This window comes from Oculatella sp. LEGE 06141, from assembly GCF_015207605.1.
In the GTDB taxonomy this organism is placed as follows: domain Bacteria; phylum Cyanobacteriota; class Cyanobacteriia; order Elainellales; family Elainellaceae; genus Oculatella.
The window spans coordinates 1-26,704 of the sequence record NZ_JADEWO010000044.1 but is presented as its reverse complement, the minus strand read 5'-3'; the positions used below and the strand labels follow the sequence as shown (position 1 = coordinate 26,704).

The window sequence follows — 26,704 nt, the reverse complement described above, 5'->3', positions numbered from 1 at the left end:
CATTACACTGTTACGCTGATGCGAGAGTGAGCCTACTGGTGGTTGGAGTAGGAAAAAGGTTAGAGGATGTTTTAAAAGTTTGATTAGTTACCCGATAGGTGTAGGGGCGAAGCATTCGGTAGACAATGTCTCGGTTGTTCCAGCCATCCTGATTCGAATGCTTCGCCCCTACCGAGACGTAAAAGATACTTTTCAAACACCCTCTTAGAGGAAGAAAGGGTAAGTCTTTCTACCTTGCAGATGAAGATTTACGGTTCCATTGGGATACCTCCACTCAAGTTATATCAGCCGATGAGTGCTGCCAGTTAACCATTTGCCCTGTCAATCCTGAGAGAACCACGAGTGCCTAAGTAGCCAGGTGGAGATAGGGGAGAAACAATGCTCGTTCTGCCGGGAGTAGCCGTCGAGGTCGCATGGTCTGGCGATCGGCAAACAATCCTTTTTGAAACCCTTCTGCTGCAAGCGTATGCTGTTCGTTGTAGAACCGAAATTGCATCACAGCAGAGGCATTTTTCAATTCTGTTAACCACATCTCTACCTGCACGCGATCGCCCAAATACAACGGAGATTTGTAGGCAATGGTTGTGTGAACCAGCACGGGAACAAACCCCTGCTTAAAAATTTCGTGGGTGGGTAGCCCGATCGCTTGTAGCAGTTTGGTACGGCCTATCTCCATCCACTGAACATAGACCGTGTTATTAACATGACCAATGAAATCAATTTGATAGGAATAAACCTCCAGTTCAAAGCTAATTGTCTGCATAGTCACCATTCAAGCTAGAACACATTTCTCATCACCTTTTTTTCCACCAGGTTTTGACTATAGCAAGTCTATTGACCCCATGAACTAACGCCACTCGTTCAGGTAAGCCCAATTACAATGGCTGTTTACATAATTGAATACCCTCTGCGACAACCAATGGCACGCTGGGGATATTGCCCATTGGAAATATGAATGTTGTAGGGATACGGCATTGTTCCTCTGCGGCAGAAATAAGTGTCTGTGAATCATTTCTGTGTTCGGCAACGCACATTTGGCGCGAAAAACCTGTCTATCGTCAAGAAATCAGATCATCGTACTGGTGCGTTCTCTCATGCTTGAATAGGACGATCGCGCCTTTACCCTCTCATTACTTTGTGGCGACGGAATCTAAATTCTCCTTAATCTAAACAATGGGCAGTTCTTAAGGTCTCCGTGGGAGAGTGTCTAGGGCAGCTCGTTCTGCTGTAGTAACTCGCTTCTCTCTTTAAGCAGGATTAATACTTAGTTATGGCTAAGAACGTCATTATCATGATTGGCGATGGAATGGGCTGGGAACCTGCCCGTGCTGCTGCGATCGCCAAGCAAATTCAAGAGGGTCAATCTGGCAATCAGCTCAATGATTTCTACATAGAAGGTAAGGGCGAAGGACTCAACTTTCAGCAGTTAGACAACTATGCTCTTGCTACAACCTATGGCACTACTATTGCAAATCAAGCTGGCAGATTCAGCACTGGAAACTCAGCACTGCTAAACAGTGATGAACTGGTGACAGGGCCTACCCCTCCACCTCCAGGTGCCCCTGCAACGGGTGCTAATCCCATTCGTCCTGGTTTTGAGTTTGATCCAGCCTTTAACCCAGGCACAAGGCCGGATGGCGGTGCCACAGTAGAAGGTGCCCAAGGCAATTTGGTTGGCTATGATCCAGAGCAAGGGGGAGCACTTCCCTGGATAGCGGGTAATGATCCGGAATACATCAAGGCGAGCTATCCCGATTCTGCAAATACCGCAACCACCCTCTACACGGGCGTTAAGAGCTACAACAATGCGGTTGGCGTAGATATTTTTGAGCAACCTCTAGAGACGATCTTGACTTCTGCCAATGAGTTAGGCAAATCCACCGGACTGGTTTCTTCAGTGCCGATTGATCATGCCACTCCGGCGGCGGCAGCAGCCAACGTGAACCGTCGCGGTAAGTATGATGGTGAGTTTCCAGGACTAGATAACATCCTGCAACAAGAACTGCGGGTTTATCAGCCGACTGTCTTGTTAGGCGGTGGGCATCCCCTATCTACAGTGGCTGAAGCCGCTTTGCCAGATGGTGTTGAACCCGATTTTACCTATATCACTGAGACAACGTATAACGAACTCAGTAACAATCCGAACAGCAACATCTATGGCTATTCCTTCTTAGAACGGGGGCCAGATGCCGCCAGCACATTGCTAGAAACGGCTTCAGAAATTGATCCTGAAGCAGGGGAAAGGCTTCTGGGGCTGTATGGGGCGCGGGGACAGAATGGGAATTTACCCGTTTCGAGTGCCAATGGAGATTACGACTTTGCAGGGTTAGATCAGTTTTCGCTGTTCACTTCCACATCAGGGGATGCGGCAGACCAGATTCCTGAACCTGATACCGATCGCCCGCTGGCTCCTGGGGAAACCGATGAGCAGTTTATTGCTACAGAACGCGACGAGAACCCGACTCTTACCGATCTCACCACTGCCGCGCTTGACGTGCTGGAAGATGATCCAGACGGCTTCTGGCTGATGGTTGAAGGTGGAGATATTGACTGGAGTTTACATGATGATAACCTCGACAATTTGATCGGCACTACGTTGGAGTTCGATCGCGCCGTTGGCTCTGTTGTCGATTGGATCGGAAACAATGGTGGCTGGGAAGACAACCTGCTAATTGTCACGGCTGACCACGACCATTATCTAACGCTTAACGAGAACTACCCAGAGCTATTGCGGCAGAAAGGGGCGCAAGCGCTGACGTACGAGGAACATACACCAGAGGATGCTGGACATTACTTTGGTTCTGACTCTGAGATTAAGTATGGCTGGGGATCTCACACCAATCGTCCTGTTCCGGTATATTACCAGGGCAGTGGCTCCGAAGTCCTCGACGGTCTTGTTGGGCAGGGATATGAAGCATACGGAACAGAAGTCCCTGGAATCGAAGGGTTAGTTGATCAAGTTCACATCTACCAAACCATGTATGCTGCTGTAACAGAAGGTGCAGCACCCGTTCAGCAACCCCCTGTGCCTCTTGCGCTTGAGGCAGATAGTACTGAAGAACTAGCCTCGCCTTTCCGCTTTGCGTCAGCAGGAATTCCTACCGTAGTGGCAGGCAGCAATGAAGTGATCTTTGGTACGGAACGCGATGATCTCTTCGATGCTTCAACCACTACGGGTGGTAATCGGGTTTATGGCCGTGATGGTAATGACACATTGATTGGTGGCATCAATGATCTGCTGGTGGGAGACAACGGAGACGATGCTCTCTTTGCCGGTAACGGTGGTAACACCTTGACCGGGGGCGAGGGGAATGACCAGTTCTGGCTGGCGTATGGCAGTTTGCCTAATAGTGCGACCTTTATTACCGACTTCCAGGCTGGAGAGGATGTAATCGGGTTTGCAGGGCTGTCTGATGTCTCAGGGTTTGAGGATTTAACTCTTGTACAGAGTGGATCTGATACCCGGATTATTGCTTCAGGTCAACCGAACCTGGCGATCGCCGTCCTCGAAGGAGTACAGGCCGGAACATTAGACAGCAGCAGTTTTGCTTTTGCTTAACTCTTTGTTCTAACTATTACAGTTCCTTATCTCTATAACGGTGAGGTAGGGAACTGTATTGAATCTGAATTGTTAGATGAGCCATGTTCGTTGCAGGCTCTTTTTCTCTGGTTGACTGTCAATTTAACTCGCCGCGACAGTTGCTTCAAAATCAACTTCCTGGTATCAGCCTGGTGCCCTCTCAAGCTGACCGGGTAAAGCGTTCAGTCCATTTCAATGAACTGATGTGATTTAATCCATGTGTTGTTTGGGCAACCGAGCGAAGCAATAAGGCTTCCAGCACAATTGTCAGTCAATCAGGCGTTCATCCATTCACCACTCCAGAAGAATTATGTCTGACACAACCCTCAAAGGCTTTGCATCGATTCCAGCAGACACATTTGCTGAAGGCCCCCCGGCTGGAAATGGTATCTCTGCCAACGATCGCACAGGACCTTTTCCAGGACAACCTGTACAGGGCTTTAGCGGCGTTCAGTTTGCTGATGGGGAGAGCGTTTGGTTCCTGTCTGATAACGGCTTTGGTGCCAAGAACAATAGTGCGGATTATCTGCTGCGAATTTATAAAGTCAATCCTGGTTTTCAGGGTGCTGATGCTCCAGGCAGCGGCGCTGAGGTTGAACGCTTCATTCAACTACGCGATCCGGACAAAAAGATCGGGTTTGAAATTACCAATGAAGGAACAGGCGATCGCCTGTTGACTGGAGCTGATTTTGACATTGAATCCTTTGTCGTTGCAGCGGATGGCACGCTTTGGGTTGGCGAAGAATTTGGGCCTTTTTTGCTCCACTTCGACGCCACTGGGAAGCTACTGGATGCTCCTATTTCTACACCCAACCCGGTAAACCTGAATACACTGACCGGAGAACCACCCCTTGTGATTGGGCATCGGGGAGCCAGTGGTGAATTACCAGAGCATACACTGGAAGCTTACAAGCTGGCGATCGAGCGTGGGGCTGATTTCATTGAACCGGATTTGGTTTCAACCAAAGACGGTGTGTTAATTGCTCGCCATGAGCCGATGTTAGGTGGCACAACTGACGTTGCTAGTCGTCCTGAATTTGCCGATCGCAAAACTACGAAAATCCTGGATGGTGTAGAGGTCGAAGACTACTTTGCGTCCGACTTTACCCTGGCAGAGATCAAGACACTGCGAGCGATTATGCCGCAGGACTTTCGCACCCAGGCATTTAATGGTGTGTTCGAGATTCCCACCTTTGAAGAGGTCATTAATCTCGTTCAGCAGGTGGAGCAAGACACCGGACGTAAGGTCGGCATTTATCCCGAAACGAAGCACCCAACCTTTCACGATCGCCTCGGCCTGTCGCTCGAAGAACCTCTGCTCAATACGCTGGAAGCAACGGACTTTACCGATCCCGATCGCGTCTTTATCCAATCCTTTGAAGTTAGCAACCTGAAGGAATTGAACCAGAAGACCGATATTCCGCTGGTGCAACTCTATGACGCATTTGATGTTAATCCAGATGGTTCCCTAATTGAAATCAGTCCGTACGATTTTGTTGTCAATGGTGACTCGCGTACCTATGCCGATCTTCGCACTCCAGAAGGGTTACAAGAAGTTGCCACCTATGCTGATGGCATTGGGCCGTGGAAACGGATGATTGTTTCGGTGCAGGAAGTGGATGCGGATGGAGATGGTCAGGCAGATGATTTGAATGGCGATGGGGTGATCAATGATGCGGACAAGGTCACGACTGCGCCGACTACGCTGATTCAAGATGCCCATGATGCTGGTTTGCTGGTTCATCCTTACACGTTCCGCAACGAAGACCGCTACCTGGCTTCTGATTACAGCGGCAGTCCGGAAAGAGAGTTTGAGCAGTTCATCAATTTGGGTGTTGATGGCTACTTCACCGATTTTCCTGGTACTGGCGATTTGGTACGAGATCAAATCACCAGTCCTGTGGTGCGATCGCCTCAAAACCCCGATGTTCTCAGAACCACAGAATTCAACACGCTAGACGGCAACGCTCCCATCGTGATTGGGCACCGGGGAGCCAGTGGCGATCGACCCGAACACACGTTGGCAGCCTACAAAAAGGCGATCGCCGACGGTGCAGACTTTATCGAACCCGACCTGGTTGTGACCAAAGATGGTGTCTTGATTGCCCGTCACGAGCCAATGCTGGCTGTGTTGAATGCGGATGGCTCACTCAATACCACCGATACCAGCACAGACATTTACCTTCGCCCTGAGTTTGCCGATCGCAAAACGACCAAAGTGCTAGACGGTCGCTCTGTAACAGGTTGGTTCGCCGAAGACTTTACCCTGGCAGAAATTAAAACGGTCAATGCGATCGAGCGTATTCCTGGTCTGCGTGGAACTCGGTTTAACAATGATGGGCTGAAAGTGCCAACGCTGGATGAAGTGATTGACCTGGTGCAGCAGGTGGAGCAAGAAACTGGACGCAGCATTGGCATTTATCCTGAAACCAAGCACCCTACCTTCTTTGCCGCGCAGGGATACAATACCAGCCAGTTGCTTGTTGATACGCTGGTGGCACAGCAATTTACGGATCCGACACGAGTGTTTATTCAATCCTTTGAGGTGGCTAACCTGAAGGAATTGCAGACAACGCTCATGCCAAACGCTGGTGTGGATGTTCCTCTGGTGCAATTGTTTGGCGGTTCTGGACAACCCTATGACTTTGTGGTGAGTGGCGACCCACGCACCTACGACGACCTCTCTACCCCAGCAGGGCTGGCGGAAATTGCCACCTATGCGGCGGGTGTTGGCCCCAATAAACAGCGGATTGTGCCCTTAGCGACGTTAGATCGTAACGGTGATGGTTTACCAGACGACTTAAACGGCGATGGCGCAATTAGTGATGGCGATCGCGTCCTTGGTACCCCCACTACACTGGTGCAAGATGCCCACACGGCGGGATTGCTGGTTCACCCATACACATTGCGAAACGAGAGTTTCTTTTTGCCCGCAGATTACAACGGCAATCCGATCGCTGAGTATCAGCAATTGATCGAGCTGGGGGTGGATGGCTTCTTTACCGATTTCCCCGGCACTGGCGCAGATGCGCTCGGCACCTTTATCAATCCTCCTGATGTAGCAAACCTGGGTGGTTCTAAAGGGTTTGAAGGGCTGGCCAGTAATCCCGGTAAGACAACGCTGTATCCTTTGCTGGAAGGTACCGTTGTCGGTGATCCAGCGGGGGCACTGCGGATCTATGAGTTTGATGTAGCCAGCCAGCAATATCAGGGTTTGGTGGGTTACTACAACCTGGAAAACCCAGAACATGCGATCGGCGATTTCGCTGTTATTAACGACAATGAATATCTGGTGATTGAGCGAGATCAGAATCAGGCGGATGCTGCCCAATTCAAAAAGATCTTCAAAGTTGATTTCTCTCAGCGAGATGCCAACGGGTTTGTCGCTAAAGAAGAAGTTGCTGACCTGCTCAATATTCAAGATCCTGACGATCTCAACGGTGACGGCAGCACCACGTTCGATCTGCCGTTTCAAACCATTGAAAATGTGCTGGTCGTTGACTCAAACACCATTCTGGTGGCTAATGACAACAACTACCCGTTTTCAGTTGGTAGACCTCCAGCGATCGACAACAACGAGATCATTCTGCTGCAACTAGATCAACCCCTCAACCTCGACCCACGGGTTGGTTTGGCAGGTCTCAGCGTCAAGTCCTTTGAAGGATTAGGGGGACAAAAGACCTTTGAAATGAGTCAGGACGAAACGGCAGTCATTGACCACTTTGGCAGCATTGGACGCGGAGTGCAGCCCTCGGCAAGTAACCTGGCCGAACTCGATACCCTCCAGTTTACAGGTGACAACCTCACGGCTCAGAATTTGCTGCTGGCTCAAGTGGGTAACCACGTGGAACTGACGTTTGAGGGAGTTGCAGAGACAACGGTTGTGCTAACTAATGTTTCCCTGGATAGCCTGGACAACCTGCGGCAGCAAACGGGGGCTAGCGTGAATGCTGGCAATATCCTGTTTGATGGGCAGTTGCAGGTTCAAGATAGCTTTGATGTGTTCGATAGCGAAGGGAACTACAACCGCATATGGAATCGCGACTCTGTCACTTTCCTGAACGACTTGAATAACACCATCAATGGCTTTAATTACTCTAATGATGTCATCAATGGTCAGGGTGGGGACGATCGCATCAATGGCCTCAGTGGTGATGATTTGATTCGAGGAGGCATGGGCAATGATCAGTTGCTCGGCAATGAAGGTGACGATCGCCTCAATGGTGGTAGCGGTGATGACCTGCTGGCAGGTGGAGAGGGTGCCGATTCCTTTATCTACGCTACAGGCAAACCGTTTGCGTCCCTTGATGTGGGCAGAGATACGATCGCAGATTTTGTTAGTCAAACCGACAAGATTGTGCTGGACACTACTACCTTTGCAGCACTCAACCAGACAGGGACGGGCTTCAGCATCGTCAATGAGTTTGCAGTGGTTAGCAGCAATGCGGATGCCGCAAGGAGTAGCGCCCTGATTGTGTACAACTCAGCCAATGGCAACCTGTTCTACAACGAAAACAAAGGAGCAACTGGATTAGGATCTGGAGGGCTATTCGCGACCCTCGCTGGTGCCCCAGTTCTGGCTGCCAATGACGTTGTTATTCAGTCGTAGATCGCTCATTTGGTTCACTCGTGGGGTGGGGCAGGATACGGCTAACGTCATGAACGCGATGCTTTCAATATCGGCATTACTGAATGGCATACCAATCGTTAAACCTGCCTCTGTTAGCCCATGAATGGATCAATGTCTGGCAGGGCAGGTTGAGCAAATTCGTGAGCGGTTTGTACGTGAGCGTCTTGCTCAAACCTGCCCCTGCGCTGGTATGGGGTTTCTGGCACGTTTTGCAGTGACGCAGGTGCCAGTTGAATGAAATGCAGCCATTAACGGCTTGTTAGGAAAGTACAACAATTATTCTGAGCGTGGCGAAAAAGACTTTTTCTAACGGTAGAAAAGTGATACAGATCGTCCAACTTCCTTGTTGAACGCTGGATTAATGCAACGTACTCGTACTGCATCTCACCGACCGACTCATTTATTTTCTGACATTCATCATCATTGGGCTAAGGATTGTATTGCAGAGCTTGCCAGGAAAAATTTAATTAAAGGCGATCGCAATCGACGGTTTCGTCCAGATGCGCCCATGACCCGAGGCGAATTTGCTGCACTGATGTACTGGGTGTTTCCCCACGCCCTGCCAGTACGAGAGCCGCAGCCCTTCTCTGATGTTCCGGTTCCCCATTGGGCAAATCGGGTGGTGAAGTGGGTCTACGAGCGTGGATTATTTACGGGTTATGCCAATCAAACCTTTCGGCCAGACCATACACTATCGCGATCGCAAGCGTTTGTTGTTCTGGTCAAGGGGTTGAACTATGTGCTTCCTGTTTTTCCCCAGGCGATCTTAGACGACTATTTTGATGATGCGATTGATGTTCCGGTCTATGCCGCAGCGGCGATCGCCGCTGCAACCCTGTCTAGTTTGGTGGTCAATTATCCAAACGTTAGAAAGCTGCGTCCCAACCAACCCATTACTCGTGGCGAAGTGGCGGCAATTCTGTGTCAGGTGTTTGAGCGATCGCATCCTGTTCCTCGTCCCTATGTGCCCTGGAGCTTAAACCTGGAGTCTATTCACGGCAAAATGGCTGTTTCATTTGGGTTGCTGAAGGGCAACGCCCGTCTGGTAAAGCAGATTCAAACTCGGCTCCATGCCCTGCGACTATACCCGGATCACGCGCCGATCAATGGCAACTACAATCCGTCTACAGAAGCGGCACTGATGGATCTTTGTCATGTTTTGGAACGTCCGAACCGACAAACCTACGTACTGGACGAGTCCCTGGCTCAACTGCTGCTGACCCTTGATCCGGTGTGCTTTATCCTGGAACAGGCCAGAAATCGAGAAACCCTTTTTAAGGAATACCTGGCGCAAGAACAGGGATTTAATGCAGCAACGTTAGCCTTTTTAGATAAAGGGATTCACGGTTCACCCTACGAAGCAGAAATTACACATTATCCGACTTACCTATGGCAAGCGGCTGATGAACTATCGCCTCCCAGTCTTCATCCGTCAGCCGAGTTAGCCCGTTTCAACAACAAACCAGAAACGCCGGGCTTTGATCGGTTTCCCAGGCGGGGCAACCTACCCCCTATCCAGGCCGATGGTCTTTCATTTCTCCATTCTGATATCCAACAGGCTTGCGTTTGCATAGGAGAGATCAGCAATGGTCAAATCAAGTCACGCTGGTTTGGTAAAGATGCACTGGCGAATGTAGAACTGTGGAGCGCTACAAAAATGATTCCCCTGCTGCATGTTGTCTCCAAGGTTAATTCCAGCTTTAGTGCTGCCGATATTGATCATGAAATGATTCGATCGCATCGCAGCCGTAGCGGTTTTAGCTTTCATGATTTGGCCGTAGATATGGTCAACTACAAATCTTCAATTGGCAGTTCCAATTCATTGGCGGCCATGCTGAAGCAATTCGACACGCCCCACAATCTAGAAAGCTGGCTTAAAGCCATTACCGGCAATACCAGGCTGGAGTTTCGTGGGCGGTATGGTGAAGGAGCCTTTATCCAGTCGCCCGAACTCTGGGATCAGCGCTTACAAAAGGTGGTTTTAACTGCACAACAGTCGAATCACCGGGGGCAGAACTCAATTTCAACCTACGATCTAACTCGGCTCATCACCATGCTGGCGTGGCATCCTCACCTACCCTCAGATGCTCAGTTGCCAGGAACCCAGTGGCACAGCCTGGAAAGCGTGGTTCGAGCCATGGGAGTCGATTCTGCCCGCTATGTTGACGTGGCGATCGCTCGTCTTGGCCTCCAGGATGCGATCGCGGCTCCAGTCATCATCTCTAAGCTGGGCTTTGGCCGTAGCCGGATTCGTCACCAAACTGAACTGGTGTATTCAGCTTTTGTTCAATTTTTAGATAACCATCAATGTTCACGATCTGTTCCGTCTCAAGCGGCCAGGCGACGCTCGGTTGGGATGACCCTGATCGGGGCAAAACGGTTAGGAGATGGCGATCGCGAAGCAATTGAACTGGATGCCCGCATGGCGGCTGAAGTGACGGAGATCCTGCGTCGAGTTGTCACCGACGAACTAATCTAAGGTCTGCGGCTATCAACTACAACACAGCAGAGAAAGGAGTCCCTTTTTCTGTTAAGTATTGTTAATGAATAGCTAGTACTATAAACTGAGTAACTCACACCTCATGGTTAAGTCAAGATTACTCTCTTTTATGGCGTTGCTTTTGGCTGGGATGTGCTGGTTAGGAATGCCCACCCTGGCGATCGCGCAACCCATCTCACCCGTAGTGATTGCTGAAACAGCTTCAGGAGGAAACCCGGTGTCACTGTTTTCATTCGCTGGACAACGACCCACCAACCTCGGCGCTAAGGACGGTCAGTTTGCCCCTTGCCCCGGAACACCTAACTGCGTCAGCAGCCAGGCTGCTGCTTCTGATCAAGAACACAAGATCGAATCGATCGCCTACACGTCTAGCCCAACTCAGGCACTCGCTAACCTCAAAGCCGTCATTCAGGAAATGCCAAGAACGGCCATCATCACCGAGAGTGGCAGCTATATCTATGCCGAATTTCAAAGTGCCCTGATGGGGTTCGTTGATGATGTTGAGTTTTATCTAGACGAATCTGCCAGAACGATTCATGTGCGATCGGCCTCTCGTCTGGGAAAGTCCGATTTAGGCGTTAACCGGAAGCGAATTGAAGCCATCCGCACCCGATTTTCTGAGCTAGAAAGCCTGGTGTGATGCGATAGGCAATGCTGCAATGGGGGGATGTCGTGCGTCTCCCCGTGTCTGCCTGAGAACAAATGAAACTTGATGCAGTTAAGGGCGCACGGATGGTGAAGTGTGAGCAAACGCAGATATTACCGCACCAAATACCATATTGTTTTTTTCTAAAGTTATTTATACTGATTAACTACGGTTGATGAAGAAAACTTGACAAGAAGGCGAAGATTTGGTGTGCATGTCTGGCGAGGGCTAGAGTAGCCGCAAAAATAGACCAGTATGGTTACGGTGGTGGTTCGGTGTATGGGTGCAGCCCCTTCGTCCAATTAGTGGTTCTGGGTCAACCCTCGATGACTCAGTTAGGGATAGAGCAGTTTTCAATCAATCAAGACTTACATGACACAACTGGAGCGGTTTCCAATGTCTAATACAGCCACTCATCCATCTCCTCATCGGGTTGTTATTGTTGGTGGCGGGTTTGCTGGTCTTTATGCAGCAAAGGCGCTAGGTCGTTCTAAAGACGTGACGGTTACGCTCATCGATAAGCGCAACTTTCACCTCTTTCAACCCCTGCTTTATCAGGTTGCTACTGGCAAGCTGTCTCCAGGCGATATTTCCTCTCCTCTACGATCGATCCTCAGCGCTTCTCGCAACACAAACGTGCTGATGGACGAGGTAACCGATATTCAGCCAGAAACACGTCAGATTGTACTCAAAGGCAGCACGCTAGAGTATGACTCCCTGATTGTGGCAACTGGGGTTAGCCATCACTATTTTGGTAAGGATGAATGGGCAAGTGTGGCTCCCGGTTTGAAAACCGTTGAAGATGCGCTGGAAATGCGGCGGCGGATTTTTCTGGCGTTTGAAGCGGCTGAAAAAGAAACCGATCCCGAAAAGCGTCGCGCATGGCTTACCTTTGTGGTTGTGGGTGGCGGCCCCACAGGGGTGGAACTGGCCGGAGCGTTGGCTGAATTGGCACACAGTATTCTCAAGAACGAGTTCCGCAGCATTGACACCACAGAAGCACAAGTTCTGCTGCTAGAAGGACTCGATCGCGTGTTACCTCCCTACCCACCAGAGTTATCGGCAGAAGCGGAAGCCTCCCTCACCCAGTTAGGCGTGACCGTGCAAACGAGTACACTCGTCACTAACATTAGCGATGGCGTTGTCACCCTGAAGCAGGGCGATCGCACCGAGCAGGTTCAGGCGAAAACGGTGCTGTGGGCTGCTGGGGTAAAAGCGTCGGCAATGGGAAAAGTGCTATCAGAAAAAGCTGGGGCAGAACTCGATCGGGTTGGGCGGGTCGTTGTGGCTCCTGATCTGAGTTTGCCCAGCAATCCCGATATCTTTGTGATTGGCGATCTGGCTCACTATGCCCACCAGGACGATAAGCCGTTGCCCGGTGTGGCTCCTGTGGCGATGCAGCAGGGCGAATACATTGCCAGGTTGGTCAAACAGCGGTTAAAGGGAGCAAGCTTGCCGCCGTTCCGCTATTCCGATGGCGGTAGCCTCGCTGTAATTGGGCGAAATGCAGCCGTGGCGAATCTCGGTAAGTTCAAGCTGTCTGGTTTTCCGGCCTGGTTGATCTGGATTTTTGTCCACATCTATTACTTGATTGAGTTTGATAATAAGCTCATCGTCATGACCCAGTGGTTCTGGAGCTACTTTACCCGCAAGGGAGGCGCACGCCTGATTACTGGGGAAGAAGGCATGGTAGACGGCGAACTCGCGCCACTGTCGGTGGAACGAGAAAAAGAACCCGTTGAAGTGTGAAGGTGCGGCTGGCAAGGGAGGCGATCGCCTCCCCCACTGCCTCTGTGACTGGCTTCCAGTGCCTTCATCGCCGTGTGCTTGAATGCTGAAGAAATACTTGTTGGGCTACCCATAACCATCCAGATCGGGGTCGGTAGAGATCCAATCTAAGGTTTCGGTTAAGCTAGTTACGTTAGTAAAGCCACAACGTAAAGGGTTCCCGGAACGAAATTTCATGACGACTACCACAACTCAGGTAAAACACGAAGTCAAGGATCTTGCCCTGGCACCGCAGGGGCGACAACGAATTGAATGGGCAGGGCGTGAAATGCCCGTTTTGCGCCAAATTCAAGAACGCTTCGCTCAAGAAAAGCCCCTGGCTGGTATTCGGCTGATTGCTTGCTGCCACGTCACGACTGAAACCGCGCACTTGGCGATCGCCCTCAAGAACGCAGGTGCCGATTCCCTGCTCATTGCCAGCAATCCGCTATCTACCCAGGATGATGTTGCTGCCAGTCTGGTTGCCGATTACGGCATCTCGGTCTTTGCTCAACGCGGCGAAGACAACGAGACGTATCATCGTCACGTTCAGCTCGCACTCGACCACAAGCCCAACATCATTATTGATGATGGCAGCGATGTTGTCGCTACGCTGGTACAAGAACGGCAGCACCAGCTAGCTGACATCATTGGCACCACCGAAGAAACCACCACTGGAATCATTCGCCTCAAGGCCATGTTTCGGGATGGAGTGTTGACCTTCCCGGCAATGAACGTCAACGATGCCGATACCAAGCATTTCTTTGACAACCGCTATGGTACAGGGCAATCCACCCTGGATGGCATCATCCGTGCCACCAACATTTTGCTAGCCGGTAAAGTGATTGTGGTTGCGGGCTACGGCTGGTGCGGTAAGGGCACGGCTCTGCGCGCACGCGGAATGGGAGCCAATGTCATCGTGACTGAAATTGATCCCGTTCGGGCGATTGAAGCCACAATGGATGGCTTCCGCGTCATGCCGATGTCGCTTGCGGCTCCCCAGGGCGATATTTTTATCACGGTAACGGGTAATAAGCACGTCATTCGAGCCGAGCATTTTGAGGTAATGAAAGACGGGGCGATCGTCTGCAACTCAGGTCACTTCGATATTGAGATTGACCTCAAATCCTTAGGCGAAATGGCGACTGAAGTGAAGCAAGTTCGTAACTTCACCGAGCAATATCGTCTCAACTCTGGAAAATCGGTCGTGGTTTTGGGTGAAGGACGACTCGTCAACCTGGCTGCCGCCGAAGGACATCCCAGTGCGGTAATGGATATGAGCTTTGCGAACCAGGCCATGGCTTGCGAATATCTGGTTAAGAATCGCGGCAACCTGGAGCCGGGTTTGCACTCTATTCCAGAAGAAGTCGATAAGGAAATTGCCCGTCTGAAACTCCAGGCAATGGGTATTGCGATCGACTCCCTCACGCCATCTCAGGTTGAATACGTCAATTCCTGGACATCGGGCACTTAAGCTCAATCAGAAGCATCTTGTTGTGGGGGGCGTTCTATGTAACGCCCCCATTTCATACAACGTAAACTGAATTGCTTATAGAGGATTTTGGAGTGGCAAGACTTTCTGTAGAACTGCACCGCTTTTTTTTTGAAGAAGAACGACCTGCAAAAGTCACCCTTACCGATATTTTAGAACTGGCAGGTGAACGTATATTTGGCTTTTTATTTGTCCTGCTGGCCTTTCCATCTGCACTCCCGGTTCCGGCACCCGGATATTCAGTTCCGTTTGGAATTTTAATTTTTCTGCTGGCTGTGCAGTTAATTGTAGGCGCGCAAACACCCTGGTTTCCCGAACGGTTTCGCCATCAGTCGCTTGCGCTAAAACAGGTACAAGGGGTCTTAAAGGTGGGGTTGCCCTGGCTGCGGCGGATTGAAGCGATTTCTCGACCTCGGCTAACCTACGTCTGTACCAGTTTGCCGGGACGCATCACCATTGGGATTGCGATCGCCCTCATGGCTATTTCGATGATGATTCCGATTCCGGGCACCAACACCTTACCTGCCATCGGTATCTTTGTTACCGGATTTGGGCTACTCGATGATGATGGTGCAATTAGCCTGGGGGGACTTGTACTGTGTTTAATGGGTGGCGCTCTATCCCTGTCTATTCTGTTAGCGATCTGGTTTGGCGGAGCTAGCCTGCTCGACTTGATCAAACAGTGGGTGAGTGGAGTCGCTTGATCGAAGCAGGTTATATAAAAAGATAGAGAAGTCCTATGGCTGAATGGATCACAGGTATTATTAACGCGCTGGGTTACGTTGGAATTGGGTTTCTCATGTTTTTGGAGAATCTATTTCCGCCGATTCCGTCAGAGCTAATCATGCCGTTGGCCGGGTTTACAGTGGCTAGAGGCAGCATGAATTTTGGTCTGGTACTGTTGGCTGGGGTGGCAGGAACCATGCTAGGTGCCCTGCCCTGGTATTTTGCGGGTAGGGTGCTGGGGGGCGATCGCCTCAAGCGGTGGGCCGATCGCTACGGTAAATGGTTAGGGATTTCCAGCGAAGATATTCAAAAGTCGATCACCTGGTTTCGTAAGCACGGCAGCAAAGCGGTTTTTTTGGGTCGTCTGGTTCCCGGAATTCGCACGCTGATCTCAATCCCGGCAGGAACTTGCGATATGGCATTTGTGCCGTTTTTGCTATATTCCACGCTGGGTACGTTGGCCTGGGTCACGCTGCTCACCTATGCCGGATTTGCGCTGGGTCACAACTATGTTCTGGTGGAAGAGTATGTTGGGCCTCTCTCCAAAATCGTGTTGGCGATCGTTTTAGTCATCTTTATTGTTGTGGTTGCACAACGCCGCAGACGAAGGAACGTTTAGGGTTTTAGGGTGTTGCTTGCCTGATGGGGCAAACTCACTGATACCCCTTTTATGAAAACGTATGAAAACGATCGGTTTGATTGGCGGTCTTAGCTGGGAATCGTCTCTGGAATACTATCGAATCATTAATCAAGCGGTAAGGGCGAAATTGGGTGGGTTGCATTCTGCCAAAAGCCTGCTGTATTCCTTTGATTTTGCTGAGGTAGAGCAGCTTCAGCAACAGGGACGATGGGATGAGGCCACCTATCTGATGGTGAATGCGGCTCAACAGTTGGAACAGGGTGGAGCCGATTTGGTCATCATTTGCTCGAACACCATGCACAAGATGGCCGATGCCGTTCAGCAGCAGATTCACATGCCGCTGCTCCATATTGCCGACGCGACCGCCACCCGCATTGCGGCATGTGGCTGTAAGCGGGTGGGGCTTTTAGGAACGCGCTACACAATGACACAGGATTTCTACAAAGGTCGGCTGATAGAGCGCTTTGGTTTAGATGTGCTGATTCCAGATCAGCGGGGCATTGAAGTGGTGCATCAGGTGATTTACAACGAGCTGTGTTTGGGGCAAGTGAACGCTGACTCCAAAGAGCGCTATCGGCAGATCATTGCTGATTTGGTGGTGGCCGGAGCCGAAGGAATTATCCTGGGCTGTACTGAAATTACGCTGTTGATCCAGCCGTCTGATAGTGATGTTCCGGTATTTGATACCACTGCTATCCACGCTGAAGCTGCCGTAGAGTATGCCATTGCGGAGTAGAATCAGGGGGATCTTAGATTTAGACTTGGTATTGTGCTGGCAGCTTTACTTTACGGCAAAGAAGATTTACGTCTAGAACAGGTTGAAAGGCCATCTCCCCAGGCAGGGGAAGTCGTGATTCGGGTTGCAGCAGCAACGACCTGTGGCACTGATCTCAAGGTTTGGCGGCGCGGAGGACACGCGCGAATGCTAAAACCGCCGACTCCGTTCGGGCATGAAGCCGCTGGTCAGATTGTGGCGATCGGTCAAGGGGTAGAAGGCTGGTCGATTGGCGATCGCGTCGTTGCCAACAATTCAGCCCCATGCATGACCTGCTTTTTCTGCCAAAAACAAGAATTCTCCCTTTGTCCTCACCTCACGTTTAACAACGGCACGTTTGCCGAATATCTCACCATTCCGGCTCCCATTGTTAACTACAATATGCTGCCGATTCCAGATGCATTGCCGGATGCTCTGGCTGCCATGACAGAACCGTTGGCCTGTGTGCTGCATGGTGCGGCGCGGTCTAACGTGAAACCGGGCGATCGCGTCGTTTTGTTTGGTGATGGGGCGATCGGGTTAATGTTTGCCGGAGCGCTGGCGGCTGGACAACAAGCATGGCAAGGCGATCGCCAGTCTGTTTCTGTGGCGCAGCCTCAAACTGAAGTGTTTTTGTTTGGCGGCAGTAACCAGCGGCTTCAGGTGGCTGAACAGTTTGGCGTGGCTCGCACGTTCAACTATCACGACATTGACGATATTCCAGCCCTTGTGCGCGAGCTAACGGATGGCTGGGGTGCCGATGTGGTGGTTGAGGCAACGGGGGTGCCATCTGCCTGGGAACTGGCGATCGCCTGTGCCCGTCCGGGGGCAACCGTGAATTTATTTGGCGGCTGTCCTCGCGATACCAGCATTACCGTCGGCACAGAACAGCTTCACTACAGCGAACTGACGCTAAAAGGGGTGTTCCACAACACGCCGCACTATGTTCGAGCCGCGTTGCATCTTTTGGCCAGCCATGCGCTACCCTTTGAATTACTGATCAGCGACCATCGCCCGTTGAAGGAGTTGGAACAAACGTTTTGCGATATGCGCGATCGCAAGGTGATTAAGGTGGCAATGGTGCCATAGCCGATTGGGCGATACCTTCATCAGAATGAGGATGAAATGGAGCGATACCTCAACGTATTACGGCTGTTTTGGGGAGCGGCGATCGCGGCAGAATTAGAATATCGCATCAACTTTTTGATTGCTGCCCTCAGCAGTTTGGGAAATTTGACTGGCAGCCTGTTTGGTCTATTCTTGTTCTACCAAACGGGTTACACCTTCGAAGGCTGGAGTTGGGAAGAAGCCCTGATTGTTCTGGGAGTGTTTACCCTGCTGCAAGGATTTTCGGCAACCTTCCTGGCTCCCAACCTCAACCAAATTGTGCGGCAGGTGCAGGAAGGTACGCTGGATTTTGTTTTGCTCAAGCCTATCAGTTCTCAATTTTGGCTCTCAGCCCGCACGGTTTCCCCGTGGGGGTTGCCGGATGTCTTCTTTGGGCTGATTGTGATCGGCTATGCGGGTAGTCGGCTGGGTGTTGCGCCAATGGCTTACAGTTTAGGCGTTTTGCCGCTGCTGTTTGGCATGATCAGTCTGTATAGCCTGTGGTTTATGCTGGGGGCGACTAGCATTTGGTTTGTCAAAATTTACAATGTGACTGAGGTATTGAGGGGCTTGTTGGAAGCAGGACGCTTTCCGACCGCTGCTTATCCAGTGGCCTATCGCTTTTTCTTTACCTTTATTGTGCCCGTCGCGTTTTTAACCACGGTTCCGGCGCAAGCTTTGTTAAACCGCGTTGAATCGGGGTTGATGCTGGGTTCGGTGGGGCTGGCGATCGCCCTTTTGTTTATTTCTCGCTCCTTTTGGCGCTTTGCTCTTCGGTTTTACACCAGCGCCTCAAGCTAGAACGTTCTGGCGACAGTTTTTCTAACGTTTGTTTTCCTAACTTCTATCGCACACTTCTATCGCACAGAGAAGGCTTCGTCAAAGCGGCGGGTAATGGGTTCTAGTAAGAAGGTGAGTACCGTTCGCTGCCGCGTCACAATTTCCGCCGAGGCCGCCATACCGGGAGTGAGCTGTACCTCTTGTCCGCGAACGGGCACCGACGTTTTGTTGAGCCTGACCTGGGTTATAAATACTAAGCCCAACTCCTGATCTACGATCGCATTCGGGCTGACTTCAACCACCTCTCCTTCAATCGTGCCAAATTCCTGGAAGGGAAATGTAGCGACCTTAATCTTGGCTCGCATCCCTTTGTCAATAAAGCCAATGTCCCGGTTCAGCACTTTGACTTGCAGCATCAAGCCACCGCCATCGGGCAAAATGGACAGCAGTTCTTCTCCCGGCTCGATTGTGCGTTCGGCTAGCGTGGCTTGAATATTATAGATTCGACCCGAAATTGGAGCTTTAATGGTTTCGCCATCGTTTCTAATTTGGGCTTGAGCGAGTTGCCCTTCCAGGTTGGCTAATTCTTCTTTGCGCTGGTTTAGTTGGCTCAAAATTTCGCTCTGCCGTTCCGAACCCAGACGGTTTACCGCTTGCTGAGCCGACTGGTAGGCTTGCTGCGTTTGCTGAACCGCTTGCTGCTGAGCGGCAATTTCCTGCTGCAATGAACCCACCCGATCTTCTGCCTCAGTCAATCGATCGCGTGCTTCTAAATAATCAAATCGGGGAATCGCTCCGTCTACCAAGCTACGCAAGCTTTGCTCTCGATCCTGAGCGTTCGCCAGGGTTGTTCTGGCGTTCACTAAGTTTTCCTGCAAGCGCGTTAACTGGACGCTGGCTTCGGCGATCGTGGCTTTTTGACGATTGGCTTCAGCGATCGCCCCTTCCCGTCGAGTATCAAATTCTTGTAAACGCGAGGCCAATAGCTGATCCTGCAATGTATTGCCTGACGAGCGCTGCCCGGTGCGTTCTGCCTCCAGTCGGGCTAGATCCTGGCGAATTAAGGCGGCGGACTGTTCCAGGCGATCGACCTCTGAGCGAGATAGGGTGGGATCTTGCTCAATTAGCACATCGCCCTGGGTGACCTCTTCCCCTTCCTTGACATTAATCGATCGAATCACCCCACCTTCCAAGGCTCGAATAGGGCGTACCTGCGCCGAGGGAATGAGTTCACCATTGGCAACGGCGACCTCGTCTACCTTGCTGAAGTAAGCCCAGGCAATAGCGCTGACGACCAGAGCCGTCATGCTGCCCGCCAGCAGCCGGGTGTAGAGGGGCGGCAATTCTCGCACCGCCTTGCCTAATTCGTAAGAGAGGTAATCCTCTGGATTAACAAACTGCTGCCGAGTTTGGCGGGCACGGGCGGAGGTGGTGGTTTGGGTTGATTGCATAAAACAAGCGAGTGGCAAAGGATGGGGTCAAATCTCAAGCGATGGAAATTTGAACGTTTTGTCTGACTACAGCGTTCCCACGTTAGACCATCTTGTCATCGGGCGATTGCGACGGAACCGCTATCAACCCTAACCATAGCGGCTGATTGCTATCAATTTATCTCAATAGGAAGTTAACGAACAGACAGTTTGAAACGCTATCTAAATGGTTGGGGGCAAGCTTGGAGTTGATAGAGGCGATCGCCCTCTTAGGTCATACTAATCAATGTCGGCCAGTAGAACGTTAAGATAGTAATCGGTTTGCTCGCTAATCGGGGTAAATTCCTGTGCTCAAAACTTTGCTGGCTGATTTCCGCATCATCTTTGACCGTGACCCAGCAGCGCGTAACTGGCTAGAGGTACTTTTTTGTTACCCCGGTCTGCAAGCTTTGCTCATGCATCGATTAGCCCACTGGCTCTACACCATTGGCATCCCATTTTTTCCGCGTCTGATGTCGCACGTTGCCAGGTTTTTAACGGGGATCGAGATTCACCCCGGTGCCGCAATTGGGCGAGGGGTTTTTATCGATCACGGCATGGGTGTTGTCATTGGTGAAACCGCGATCATTGGAGACTACGCGCTAATTTATCAAGGCGTGACGCTGGGTGGAACGGGTAAAGAGAGCGGCAAACGCCATCCAACATTAGGCGAAAATGTGGTCGTTGGAGCCGGAGCCAAGGTGTTGGGCAACATTCAAATTGGTAACCGTGTGCGGATCGGAGCCGGATCGGTGGTGCTGCGGGATGTGCCCTCCGACTGCACGGTTGTGGGTGTCCCCGGTCGCGTTGTCTACCGCTCGGGTGAACGGGTTGAGCCACTAGAGCATGGTCGTCTTCCCGATTCTGAAGCGCAAGTGATTCGAGCGCTACTCGATCGAATTGAGGTGATGGAACAGCAGTTACAAGAGTTGCAGCAAGTGACCCAGGTTCCTCAACTTCAGCTCGTTCTCTCAGAAGCAAAATCCGCTTCTCACACGCTTCAGGAGAGAATTGCCTCTGCTAAAAGCTGCCGAATTGACGACAAGGTAATTGAAGAGTTCCTTAATGGTGCTGGAATTTAGGCAGTGGGGCACCAATCGTTTTGCTGCATCGGTGCAAGATGAATCGATCGCACAGGAACGATCGCCGGGAGCAAGCCTGTCAACATCCCAACAAAAAACGGCGTTGCGATCCCCAGCAACGCCAAAAACTTAATCCTGAACGTTAGTCTATTCCTCAACGCTGAGAGTGTAGTTGTAACGACTGCCCGCATCAAATGAACCAACCCAGATGCGGTACGTACCGGCGCGCCAGTTGGTGTCTTCGATGCTGGCATCTTTGTTGCTGCCTGTATCGTCTCCACAGCGAACGGTACGGTTGTTTGGCCCCACGATGATTAATGTTGTATCGTTGCCGCCACTATTCACCTCAACCCGCAAACGGGAAAAGTCTTGCTCCAGGGTCATCACATGGTCGGGAGTTGATGCCGCGTATCCCAGGCAGAGACTACCAGTGTTGTCGCGATCGGAAATGGCGGTTAGAGAAAATGAACCCTGAGTATAGCCGCTGACGGTTCCTTCATTACTTGTAAATCCAGGAGACAGGCTCAACGAATCGAAGTTTGCTGTTTGAGCCAGGGCGGGAGTGGACGCGATCGCTACCAATCCCAACAGTAAGCTGCTCCATCGATTCAGCCTTTGAAATCGAACACCCATATAGTTTCCTCGAAACCCTAAGTTTTGAATGGCTACCCATGCTCATCGAAGCGGTTGAGCGGCACGAGTAAAATTCTTGTGTAAAGAAAAAGACTGTTTTAATTCTGACAATGTTCCAGACTATTGAAGTGATATTTACGAGAAAACTTCAACCAATGCAAATCTTACTGGCTCATGGCTCCCACATCCTATCGGCTAATCAGGCGGGAGGCAAAGCTGGTCTGATGATGGGCTGTTTCCAAGCGTTTAAAGCAGGATTGACTTAAGTCACCGGCCATATGCTGATAGTTCAATAGCCACGTTCAATCTTCCGTCACCATCACGGACAAGCTTGAGTTAGGAATAAGGCCACCAAAGGCTAATGCTGGGTCAATTCCCGGTTGACCATCGCCATGAGCCGTTCAAGCGGAAATTCTGCGGCAAAACTGTCCCAGGGCTTAGCCTGTCCGGCAGAGTTGTATACGTACAGCACACCGTTGACAATACGGCTGGCCGTAACGAGATTCAGTGCTTTAGCCAGATTGAAAGCCTGCGTAAACTCGTTTGAGTTCATCTTTAGTTTTTATCCAGTGGGTACAACCCGGTCAAGAGTTGGTGTGGCGTTGTGTTCTCAATTATAAGTCGCTCCTCCCCTGATCATCGACCTTCATCATCAAAATACATTCTCGTGGGTCGGCTGTCGGTCAGGCTGTGCCTACGGTACTGATAGGGGCTTGAACTCAGCGTAGTCAAAATCCATGCCTCAACGATCGCTTAAGCCACCAGGGGCAAGAAGATGAGAAGCTTAAGGCCAGTTCAACCTTGAATCGTCCCTCCTACGGACTTTGCTCAAAGGGGTTAACAACCTCGTTCTAGCAGTGCTTCAGACCAATCCACCTGGTCTATTTCGTCTTGCAATAACCCAACAGACGTACAATAGCTCTAACTCTCACCCTCAGATTGCTTTATATAAGTTCATATCTTTCCAGGAGTAGCTATGTCCCAGCGTCCAATTATTCTCGGTATCGTCGGCGATAGTGCAGCAGGTAAAACCACGTTAACTCGGGGAATTGCTCAAATCCTGGGAGAGGAAAACGTGACGATCATCTGCACTGATGATTATCACCGCTATGATCGACGCCAACGAGCCGAACTTGGGATCTCAGCGCTACATCCTGACTGTAACTATCTTGATATTATTCAGCAGCATTTGAGTTTGCTGCGAACCGGGCAACCCATTCTCAAACCGATTTACAACCACTCGACTGGCGAATTCGACGCACCTGAGTACATTAAGCCGAGCCAGTATGTAATTGTTGAAGGCTTGTTGGGCTATTCTACGCGTGGCGCTCGCAGCAGCTACGATGTGAAAGTGTATTTGGCTCCACCCGAATCTCTGCGAACCGAGTGGAAAGTGAAGCGTGACACGAGTAAGCGTGGCTACAACAAAGAGCAAGTTTTAGAGCAACTTAGAAAACGAGAGCATGATTCAGAACAGTTTATTCGTCCCCAACGGCAATGGGCAGATGTTGTGGTCAGCTTTTATCCTTCCGAAACAGACTCGGAGCACAGCGATCTGTTGTTAAATGTCCGGTTAGTTCTACGCCCAACGATTCCCCATCCTGACCTCAGCAAAATTTTAAAGCCAGATGGCAATCATTTGGGGTCTGCTATTCGGTTAGAACTCGATCGCGACATGGGCAAACCAGTGGATGTGTTAGAAATTGATGGTCACGCTACTGTCGATCAGGTAACCGAACTGGAGCGGATGCTTTGCAATGATGTTCCCCATCTGGGGCAATTTTGCAGTTTAGGAGGAAATCCAGATATTGGTAAAGTGACTGGGACAACGGGCGAAACGTTGCAGAGCTACCCGCTAGCGCTAACCCAACTGCTGATCACTTACCATATGCTTAAGGCGGCCAACGTTTTTCCAGAAAGTGCGGCTCGTGCGGCTGCTACCGCAACAGAATAGGACATGCTTTGCCTGACCCATTGAAGGAATCCTGCAAGGAAGCTCGTAAGAAACCACAGCGGGAGCAGGAGGTTGACTGGTTGATCTGGATGTTCTCTCTGGCAGACAGGCCAAGCCGCGATCGCCTCTTTTCAGCGGAAAGCCTGAGCCTCAAAACATGTCTCCGTGTCCCATGCAGTCCTACCCCAAGCAGACGGCCTCAATGACTAATTACAATACTCAAACCAATCGAGAATGGTGGGCGCAGCGCTGGGTTGATGTTCTGGAATCGTTTGGTTGGGTTCGCCGTCTGGCTCGCGCTCGCAATTATGCTCGTGAAGGCAATGTGCTGAAGCTTGAATTTAAAGGAGCCAAAGTATCAGCGCTAGTGCAGGGAACCGCGCCAGAGCCTTACAAGGTTTCGCTTTCCCTTGATCCCTTTGATGAAGAACAGTGGCAATATGTGATTGAATCGATGGCAGAGCGTGCTATCTTTTCCGCCAAATTGCTGGCGGGTGAAATGCCCCACAACATCGAGGAAGTATTTACGGCCAATGGGCTAAGTCTGTTTCCGCTCACGAAGTTTGATATCCATAGCAAGTGTTCGTGTCCCGATCCGGCGAACCCTTGTAAACATATTGGCGCGGTTTACTATTTGTTGGGCGATCGCTTCAGTGAAGACCCGTTTGTGCTGTTTCTGCTGCGAGGCCGTACCAAAGATCAGATTATTACAGCACTCCGCCAGATGCGAAGTAAAAGCGAGGCATCAGAGACGACAGTATTAGAACCGCCTCCTGCGAATCAATATCCCGTCAGTTTGAACCAGTTCTGGAAATACGACGAACAGCTTGAGCCATCCCTGGTTGTGATTGCGCCATCGGGTAGCGACACAGTTTTAGATGTATTGGGGCCGATTCCGCTGAAATCGGAAGCGACAGGTAGCCAGGTAATGACCTCGTCGCAGACGGTTTTAGACTACTTGAAAACCATTTACGCTCAGGTGAGCCAGCAGGCGGTTCTCACTGCAATGACGACAGGTAGCCAGGAACAATCCTGACGGCATTACTGCCCAAACTCAAGGCGAGCCTGTTCTACTAAATCTACTGTGACGGTTTCCATTTCTGCATCGCGAGCTAGGGCTTCAATGCGCTGCCGAGCCTGGGCACGAACAAAGAATGGAATGTTTTTCAACTTTGCTTCTGCTTCAGGAGTCCATTCCAAATCATCAATTAAATCTGAATCATGCATAATCCTGAACGGGGGCGATCGAGTTACCCCCTGCCACTGTAATTGTCTCTGAGCTATTTTACAGCGACACCGGATCTGACAAAACGTTGCAATTTTATTGATGAACTATAAAAAGGCTCCTGTCCAAATGAACAGGAGCCTTCTACTTATCTAAGAGAGTTTATCGAACACTAAACCTGCATCAGTCTAGTTCAGGCATAGCCAAAACTGGCTCGGTGTCGCGATCGATTCCTTTCTCAAAGCCTGCTGCCGCTGCCCGTGCCCGACCAGCATGCCACAGGTGACCCACCAGGAAGAAGAACCCAAGCACAAAGTGAGAACATGCCAACCAGGCACGAGGAGACACAAAGTTAACTGAGTTAATCTCTGTAGCCACACCACCCACCGAGTTCAAGGAACCCAGAGGAGCATGGGTCATATATTCAGCAGCACGACGAGCTTGCCAGGGCTGAATGTCGTTCTTGACTTTATCCAGGTCTAGTCCATTGGGGCCGCGTAGAGGCTCTAACCAGGGGCCACGGAAATCCCAGAAGCGCATTGTTTCTCCGCCAAAGATGATTTCACCCGTTGGAGAGCGCATCAGATACTTACCCAGACCAGTCGGTCCTTGAGCAGAACCAACGTTAGCTCCCAATCTCTGGTCACGCACTAAGAACGTTAATGCTTGAGCCTGAGAGGCTTCAGCCGCTGTTGGGCCATAGAACTCGCTGGGGTAAGCAGTGTTGTTGTACCAAACCATAGTGGAGGCGATGAAGCCCATTAAGGACAACGCACCCAAACTGTAGGACAGGTATGCTTCACCAGACCAGATAAAGGCGCGACGCACCCAAGCAAATGGCTTGGTCAGAATGTGCCAGATACCGCCTGCAATACAGATGAAGCCAACCCAGATATGACCACCAATGATGTCTTCCATGTTGTCAACGCTGACAATCCAGCCTTCGCCGCCAAAAGGAGACTTCAACAGGTAGCCAAAGATGGTAGCAGGGTTCAGGGTTGGGTTGGTGATGACTCGTACATCGCCACCGCCCGGTGCCCAGGTGTCATACACACCGCCAAAGAACATGGCCTTCAGCACTAGCAAGAACGCGCCGCACCCCAAAAGAATGAGGTGGATGCCGATGATCGTCGTCATCTTGTTCTTGTCTTTCCAGTCGTAACCAAAGAAGGCAGAGTAGTCCTCTAGCACTTCTGGGCCACGAACCGCGTGGTAGATACCACCTAAACCCAGTACCGCAGACGAAATCAGGTGAAGCACACCTACCACAAAGTAGGGGAAGGTATCGATGACTTCACCACCAGGCCCCACACCCCAACCCAGGGTTGCCAGGTGAGGCAAAAGGATTAAGCCCTGCTCATACATGGGCTTTTCGGGAACAAAGTGAGCGACCTCAAACAAGGTCATTGCACCTGCCCAGAAAACAATTAGACCGGCGTGGGCAACGTGAGCGCCCAGCAATTTACCAGACAGATTGATTAAACGAGCGTTGCCAGCCCACCAGGCAAAACCTGAGGATTCCTGGTCGCGGCCACCGCCCATTACTAAAGAACTGTTTAAGGAAGCGTTATAGGGCGTTTCCACGGGGCAATACCTCTTCAGGGAATACAAAGTGTTCGTGCGGCTGATCTTGAGGAGCCATCCAGGCGCGGATGCCCTCGTTCAGCAGAATGTTCTTCGTGTAGAACGTCTCAAACTCAGGGTCTTCAGCAGCCCGAA

22 protein-coding genes and 1 pseudogene are annotated in these 26,704 nt (G+C 50.9%); 15 read left to right on the top strand and 8 right to left on the bottom strand.

Features of this window, described 5'->3' with window-relative positions:
* Window positions 1–346 precede the first annotated feature (346 nt).
* On the bottom strand, window positions 347–763 hold the full coding sequence (locus IQ268_RS23470) for a thioesterase family protein (RefSeq protein WP_193884278.1): 417 nt from the start codon (window positions 761–763) through the stop codon (window positions 347–349).
* Window positions 764–1,270: 507 nt separating this feature from the next.
* Here IQ268_RS23470 and IQ268_RS23465 point away from each other — a divergent pair.
* The 12 genes from IQ268_RS23465 to IQ268_RS23415 all read left to right on the top strand — a co-directional run bounded on the left by IQ268_RS23465 (window position 1,271) and on the right by IQ268_RS23415 (window position 18,643).
* Window positions 1,271–3,559 (top strand): alkaline phosphatase, encoded by a 2,289-nt coding sequence (locus IQ268_RS23465; protein ID WP_193884276.1) that lies wholly within the window; start codon window positions 1,271–1,273, stop codon window positions 3,557–3,559.
* Window positions 3,560–3,854: 295 nt separating this feature from the next.
* Complete coding sequence (locus IQ268_RS23460) at window positions 3,855–8,189, top strand: glycerophosphodiester phosphodiesterase family protein (RefSeq protein WP_370584696.1); 4,335 nt, start codon at window positions 3,855–3,857, stop codon at window positions 8,187–8,189.
* A 124-nt stretch (window positions 8,190–8,313) separates the two neighbouring features.
* Window positions 8,314–8,448 carry a hypothetical protein gene (locus IQ268_RS33060; protein ID WP_255527257.1) on the top strand — a complete coding sequence of 45 codons (135 nt, stop codon included), beginning with the start codon at window positions 8,314–8,316 and terminating at the stop codon, window positions 8,446–8,448.
* Between the two features lie 123 nt (window positions 8,449–8,571).
* On the top strand, window positions 8,572–10,689 hold the full coding sequence (locus IQ268_RS23455) for an S-layer homology domain-containing protein (RefSeq protein WP_193884272.1): 2,118 nt from the start codon (window positions 8,572–8,574) through the stop codon (window positions 10,687–10,689).
* 151 nt (window positions 10,690–10,840) lie between these two features.
* Window positions 10,841–11,350, top strand: a complete 510-nt coding sequence (locus tag IQ268_RS23450) for a DUF1499 domain-containing protein (protein WP_370584695.1) — start codon at window positions 10,841–10,843, stop codon at window positions 11,348–11,350.
* Window positions 11,351–11,752: 402 nt separating this feature from the next.
* Window positions 11,753–13,105, top strand: coding sequence for an NAD(P)/FAD-dependent oxidoreductase (locus IQ268_RS23445; RefSeq protein WP_193884270.1), 1,353 nt, complete (start codon window positions 11,753–11,755; stop codon window positions 13,103–13,105).
* A 214-nt stretch (window positions 13,106–13,319) separates the two neighbouring features.
* A complete protein-coding gene (ahcY, locus tag IQ268_RS23440; protein WP_193884268.1) occupies window positions 13,320–14,597 on the top strand; it encodes an adenosylhomocysteinase in 1,278 nt (425 codons plus the stop codon).
* Between the two features lie 92 nt (window positions 14,598–14,689).
* Window positions 14,690–15,319 (top strand): exopolysaccharide biosynthesis protein, encoded by a 630-nt coding sequence (locus tag IQ268_RS23435; protein ID WP_193884266.1) that lies wholly within the window; start codon window positions 14,690–14,692, stop codon window positions 15,317–15,319.
* 35 nt (window positions 15,320–15,354) lie between these two features.
* Window positions 15,355–15,960, top strand: a complete 606-nt coding sequence (locus IQ268_RS23430) for a DedA family protein (protein WP_193884264.1) — start codon at window positions 15,355–15,357, stop codon at window positions 15,958–15,960.
* Between the two features lie 61 nt (window positions 15,961–16,021).
* The gene (locus IQ268_RS23425; RefSeq protein WP_193884262.1) at window positions 16,022–16,717 is read left to right on the top strand and encodes an aspartate/glutamate racemase family protein; all 696 of its coding nucleotides are present in this window, start codon (window positions 16,022–16,024) and stop codon (window positions 16,715–16,717) included.
* 33 nt (window positions 16,718–16,750) lie between these two features.
* Window positions 16,751–17,824, top strand: a complete 1,074-nt coding sequence (locus IQ268_RS23420; protein WP_193884260.1) for an alcohol dehydrogenase catalytic domain-containing protein — start codon at window positions 16,751–16,753, stop codon at window positions 17,822–17,824.
* A gap of 36 nt (window positions 17,825–17,860) precedes the next feature.
* Window positions 17,861–18,643 carry an ABC transporter permease gene (locus IQ268_RS23415; RefSeq protein WP_193884257.1) on the top strand — a complete coding sequence of 261 codons (783 nt, stop codon included), beginning with the start codon at window positions 17,861–17,863 and terminating at the stop codon, window positions 18,641–18,643.
* Window positions 18,644–18,699: 56 nt separating this feature from the next.
* Here the strand turns inward: IQ268_RS23415 and IQ268_RS23410 are convergent, their stop codons facing one another.
* Window positions 18,700–20,073 (bottom strand): HlyD family type I secretion periplasmic adaptor subunit, encoded by a 1,374-nt coding sequence (locus tag IQ268_RS23410; RefSeq protein ID WP_193884255.1) that lies wholly within the window; start codon window positions 20,071–20,073, stop codon window positions 18,700–18,702.
* Window positions 20,074–20,399: 326 nt separating this feature from the next.
* Between IQ268_RS23410 and cysE the strand changes: the two genes are divergently transcribed.
* On the top strand, window positions 20,400–21,173 hold the full coding sequence (gene cysE, locus IQ268_RS23405; protein ID WP_193884253.1) for a serine O-acetyltransferase: 774 nt from the start codon (window positions 20,400–20,402) through the stop codon (window positions 21,171–21,173).
* On the opposite strand, the gene IQ268_RS33055 is transcribed toward cysE, so the two are convergent.
* The 3 genes from IQ268_RS33055 to IQ268_RS23395 all read right to left on the bottom strand — a co-directional run bounded on the left by IQ268_RS33055 (window position 21,170) and on the right by IQ268_RS23395 (window position 22,359).
* Window positions 21,170–21,298, bottom strand: a complete 129-nt coding sequence (locus IQ268_RS33055; protein WP_255527255.1) for a hypothetical protein — start codon at window positions 21,296–21,298, stop codon at window positions 21,170–21,172. The genes cysE and IQ268_RS33055 overlap by 4 nt on opposite strands.
* Before the next feature lie 22 nt (window positions 21,299–21,320).
* On the bottom strand, window positions 21,321–21,806 hold the full coding sequence (locus IQ268_RS23400) for a hypothetical protein (protein WP_193884251.1): 486 nt from the start codon (window positions 21,804–21,806) through the stop codon (window positions 21,321–21,323).
* A 358-nt stretch (window positions 21,807–22,164) separates the two neighbouring features.
* Window positions 22,165–22,359, bottom strand: coding sequence for a hypothetical protein (locus tag IQ268_RS23395; RefSeq protein ID WP_193884249.1), 195 nt, complete (start codon window positions 22,357–22,359; stop codon window positions 22,165–22,167).
* A 423-nt stretch (window positions 22,360–22,782) separates the two neighbouring features.
* Here IQ268_RS23395 and IQ268_RS23390 point away from each other — a divergent pair, with 423 nt between their 5' ends.
* Window positions 22,783–23,760: a phosphoribulokinase gene (locus tag IQ268_RS23390; RefSeq protein WP_193884247.1), complete on the top strand. Its 978-nt coding sequence runs from the start codon at window positions 22,783–22,785 to the stop codon at window positions 23,758–23,760.
* A 202-nt stretch (window positions 23,761–23,962) separates the two neighbouring features.
* Window positions 23,963–24,796 (top strand): SWIM zinc finger family protein, encoded by an 834-nt coding sequence (locus tag IQ268_RS23385; protein WP_193884245.1) that lies wholly within the window; start codon window positions 23,963–23,965, stop codon window positions 24,794–24,796.
* 5 nt (window positions 24,797–24,801) lie between these two features.
* On the opposite strand, the gene IQ268_RS23380 is transcribed toward IQ268_RS23385, so the two are convergent.
* From IQ268_RS23380 to IQ268_RS23370, 3 genes and pseudogenes are all read right to left on the bottom strand, one after another.
* Window positions 24,802–24,987 (bottom strand): PCP reductase family protein, encoded by a 186-nt coding sequence (locus IQ268_RS23380; protein ID WP_193884243.1) that lies wholly within the window; start codon window positions 24,985–24,987, stop codon window positions 24,802–24,804.
* 181 nt (window positions 24,988–25,168) lie between these two features.
* The gene (gene psbC / locus IQ268_RS23375; RefSeq protein ID WP_193884325.1) at window positions 25,169–26,527 is read right to left on the bottom strand and encodes a photosystem II reaction center protein CP43; all 1,359 of its coding nucleotides are present in this window, start codon (window positions 26,525–26,527) and stop codon (window positions 25,169–25,171) included.
* A gap of 25 nt (window positions 26,528–26,552) precedes the next feature.
* Window positions 26,553–26,704: pseudogene (locus IQ268_RS23370) on the bottom strand (photosystem II protein D2); the annotation flags it as partial.

Bases quoted from the DNA above. Each gene is read 5' to 3' on its own strand.
- IQ268_RS23470 (WP_193884278.1), bottom strand. From the start codon at position 763: ATGCAGACAATTAGCTTTGAACTGGAGGTTTATTCCTATCAAATTGAT.
- IQ268_RS23465 (WP_193884276.1), top strand. From the start codon at position 1,271: ATGGCTAAGAACGTCATTATCATGATTGGCGATGGAATGGGCTGGGAA.
- IQ268_RS33060 (WP_255527257.1), top strand. From the start codon at position 8,314: ATGGATCAATGTCTGGCAGGGCAGGTTGAGCAAATTCGTGAGCGGTTT.
- IQ268_RS23455 (WP_193884272.1), top strand. From the start codon at position 8,572: ATGCAACGTACTCGTACTGCATCTCACCGACCGACTCATTTATTTTCT.
- IQ268_RS23450 (WP_370584695.1), top strand. From the start codon at position 10,841: ATGTGCTGGTTAGGAATGCCCACCCTGGCGATCGCGCAACCCATCTCA.
- IQ268_RS23445 (WP_193884270.1), top strand. From the start codon at position 11,753: ATGTCTAATACAGCCACTCATCCATCTCCTCATCGGGTTGTTATTGTT.
- ahcY (WP_193884268.1), top strand. From the start codon at position 13,320: ATGACGACTACCACAACTCAGGTAAAACACGAAGTCAAGGATCTTGCC.
- IQ268_RS23430 (WP_193884264.1), top strand. From the start codon at position 15,355: ATGGCTGAATGGATCACAGGTATTATTAACGCGCTGGGTTACGTTGGA.
- IQ268_RS23425 (WP_193884262.1), top strand. From the start codon at position 16,022: ATGAAAACGATCGGTTTGATTGGCGGTCTTAGCTGGGAATCGTCTCTG.
- IQ268_RS23415 (WP_193884257.1), top strand. From the start codon at position 17,861: ATGGAGCGATACCTCAACGTATTACGGCTGTTTTGGGGAGCGGCGATC.
- IQ268_RS23410 (WP_193884255.1), bottom strand. From the start codon at position 20,073: ATGCAATCAACCCAAACCACCACCTCCGCCCGTGCCCGCCAAACTCGG.
- IQ268_RS23400 (WP_193884251.1), bottom strand. From the start codon at position 21,806: ATGGGTGTTCGATTTCAAAGGCTGAATCGATGGAGCAGCTTACTGTTG.
- IQ268_RS23395 (WP_193884249.1), bottom strand. From the start codon at position 22,359: ATGAACTCAAACGAGTTTACGCAGGCTTTCAATCTGGCTAAAGCACTG.
- IQ268_RS23390 (WP_193884247.1), top strand. From the start codon at position 22,783: ATGTCCCAGCGTCCAATTATTCTCGGTATCGTCGGCGATAGTGCAGCA.
- IQ268_RS23385 (WP_193884245.1), top strand. From the start codon at position 23,963: ATGACTAATTACAATACTCAAACCAATCGAGAATGGTGGGCGCAGCGC.
- IQ268_RS23380 (WP_193884243.1), bottom strand. From the start codon at position 24,987: ATGCATGATTCAGATTTAATTGATGATTTGGAATGGACTCCTGAAGCA.
- psbC (WP_193884325.1), bottom strand. From the start codon at position 26,527: ATGGGCGGTGGCCGCGACCAGGAATCCTCAGGTTTTGCCTGGTGGGCT.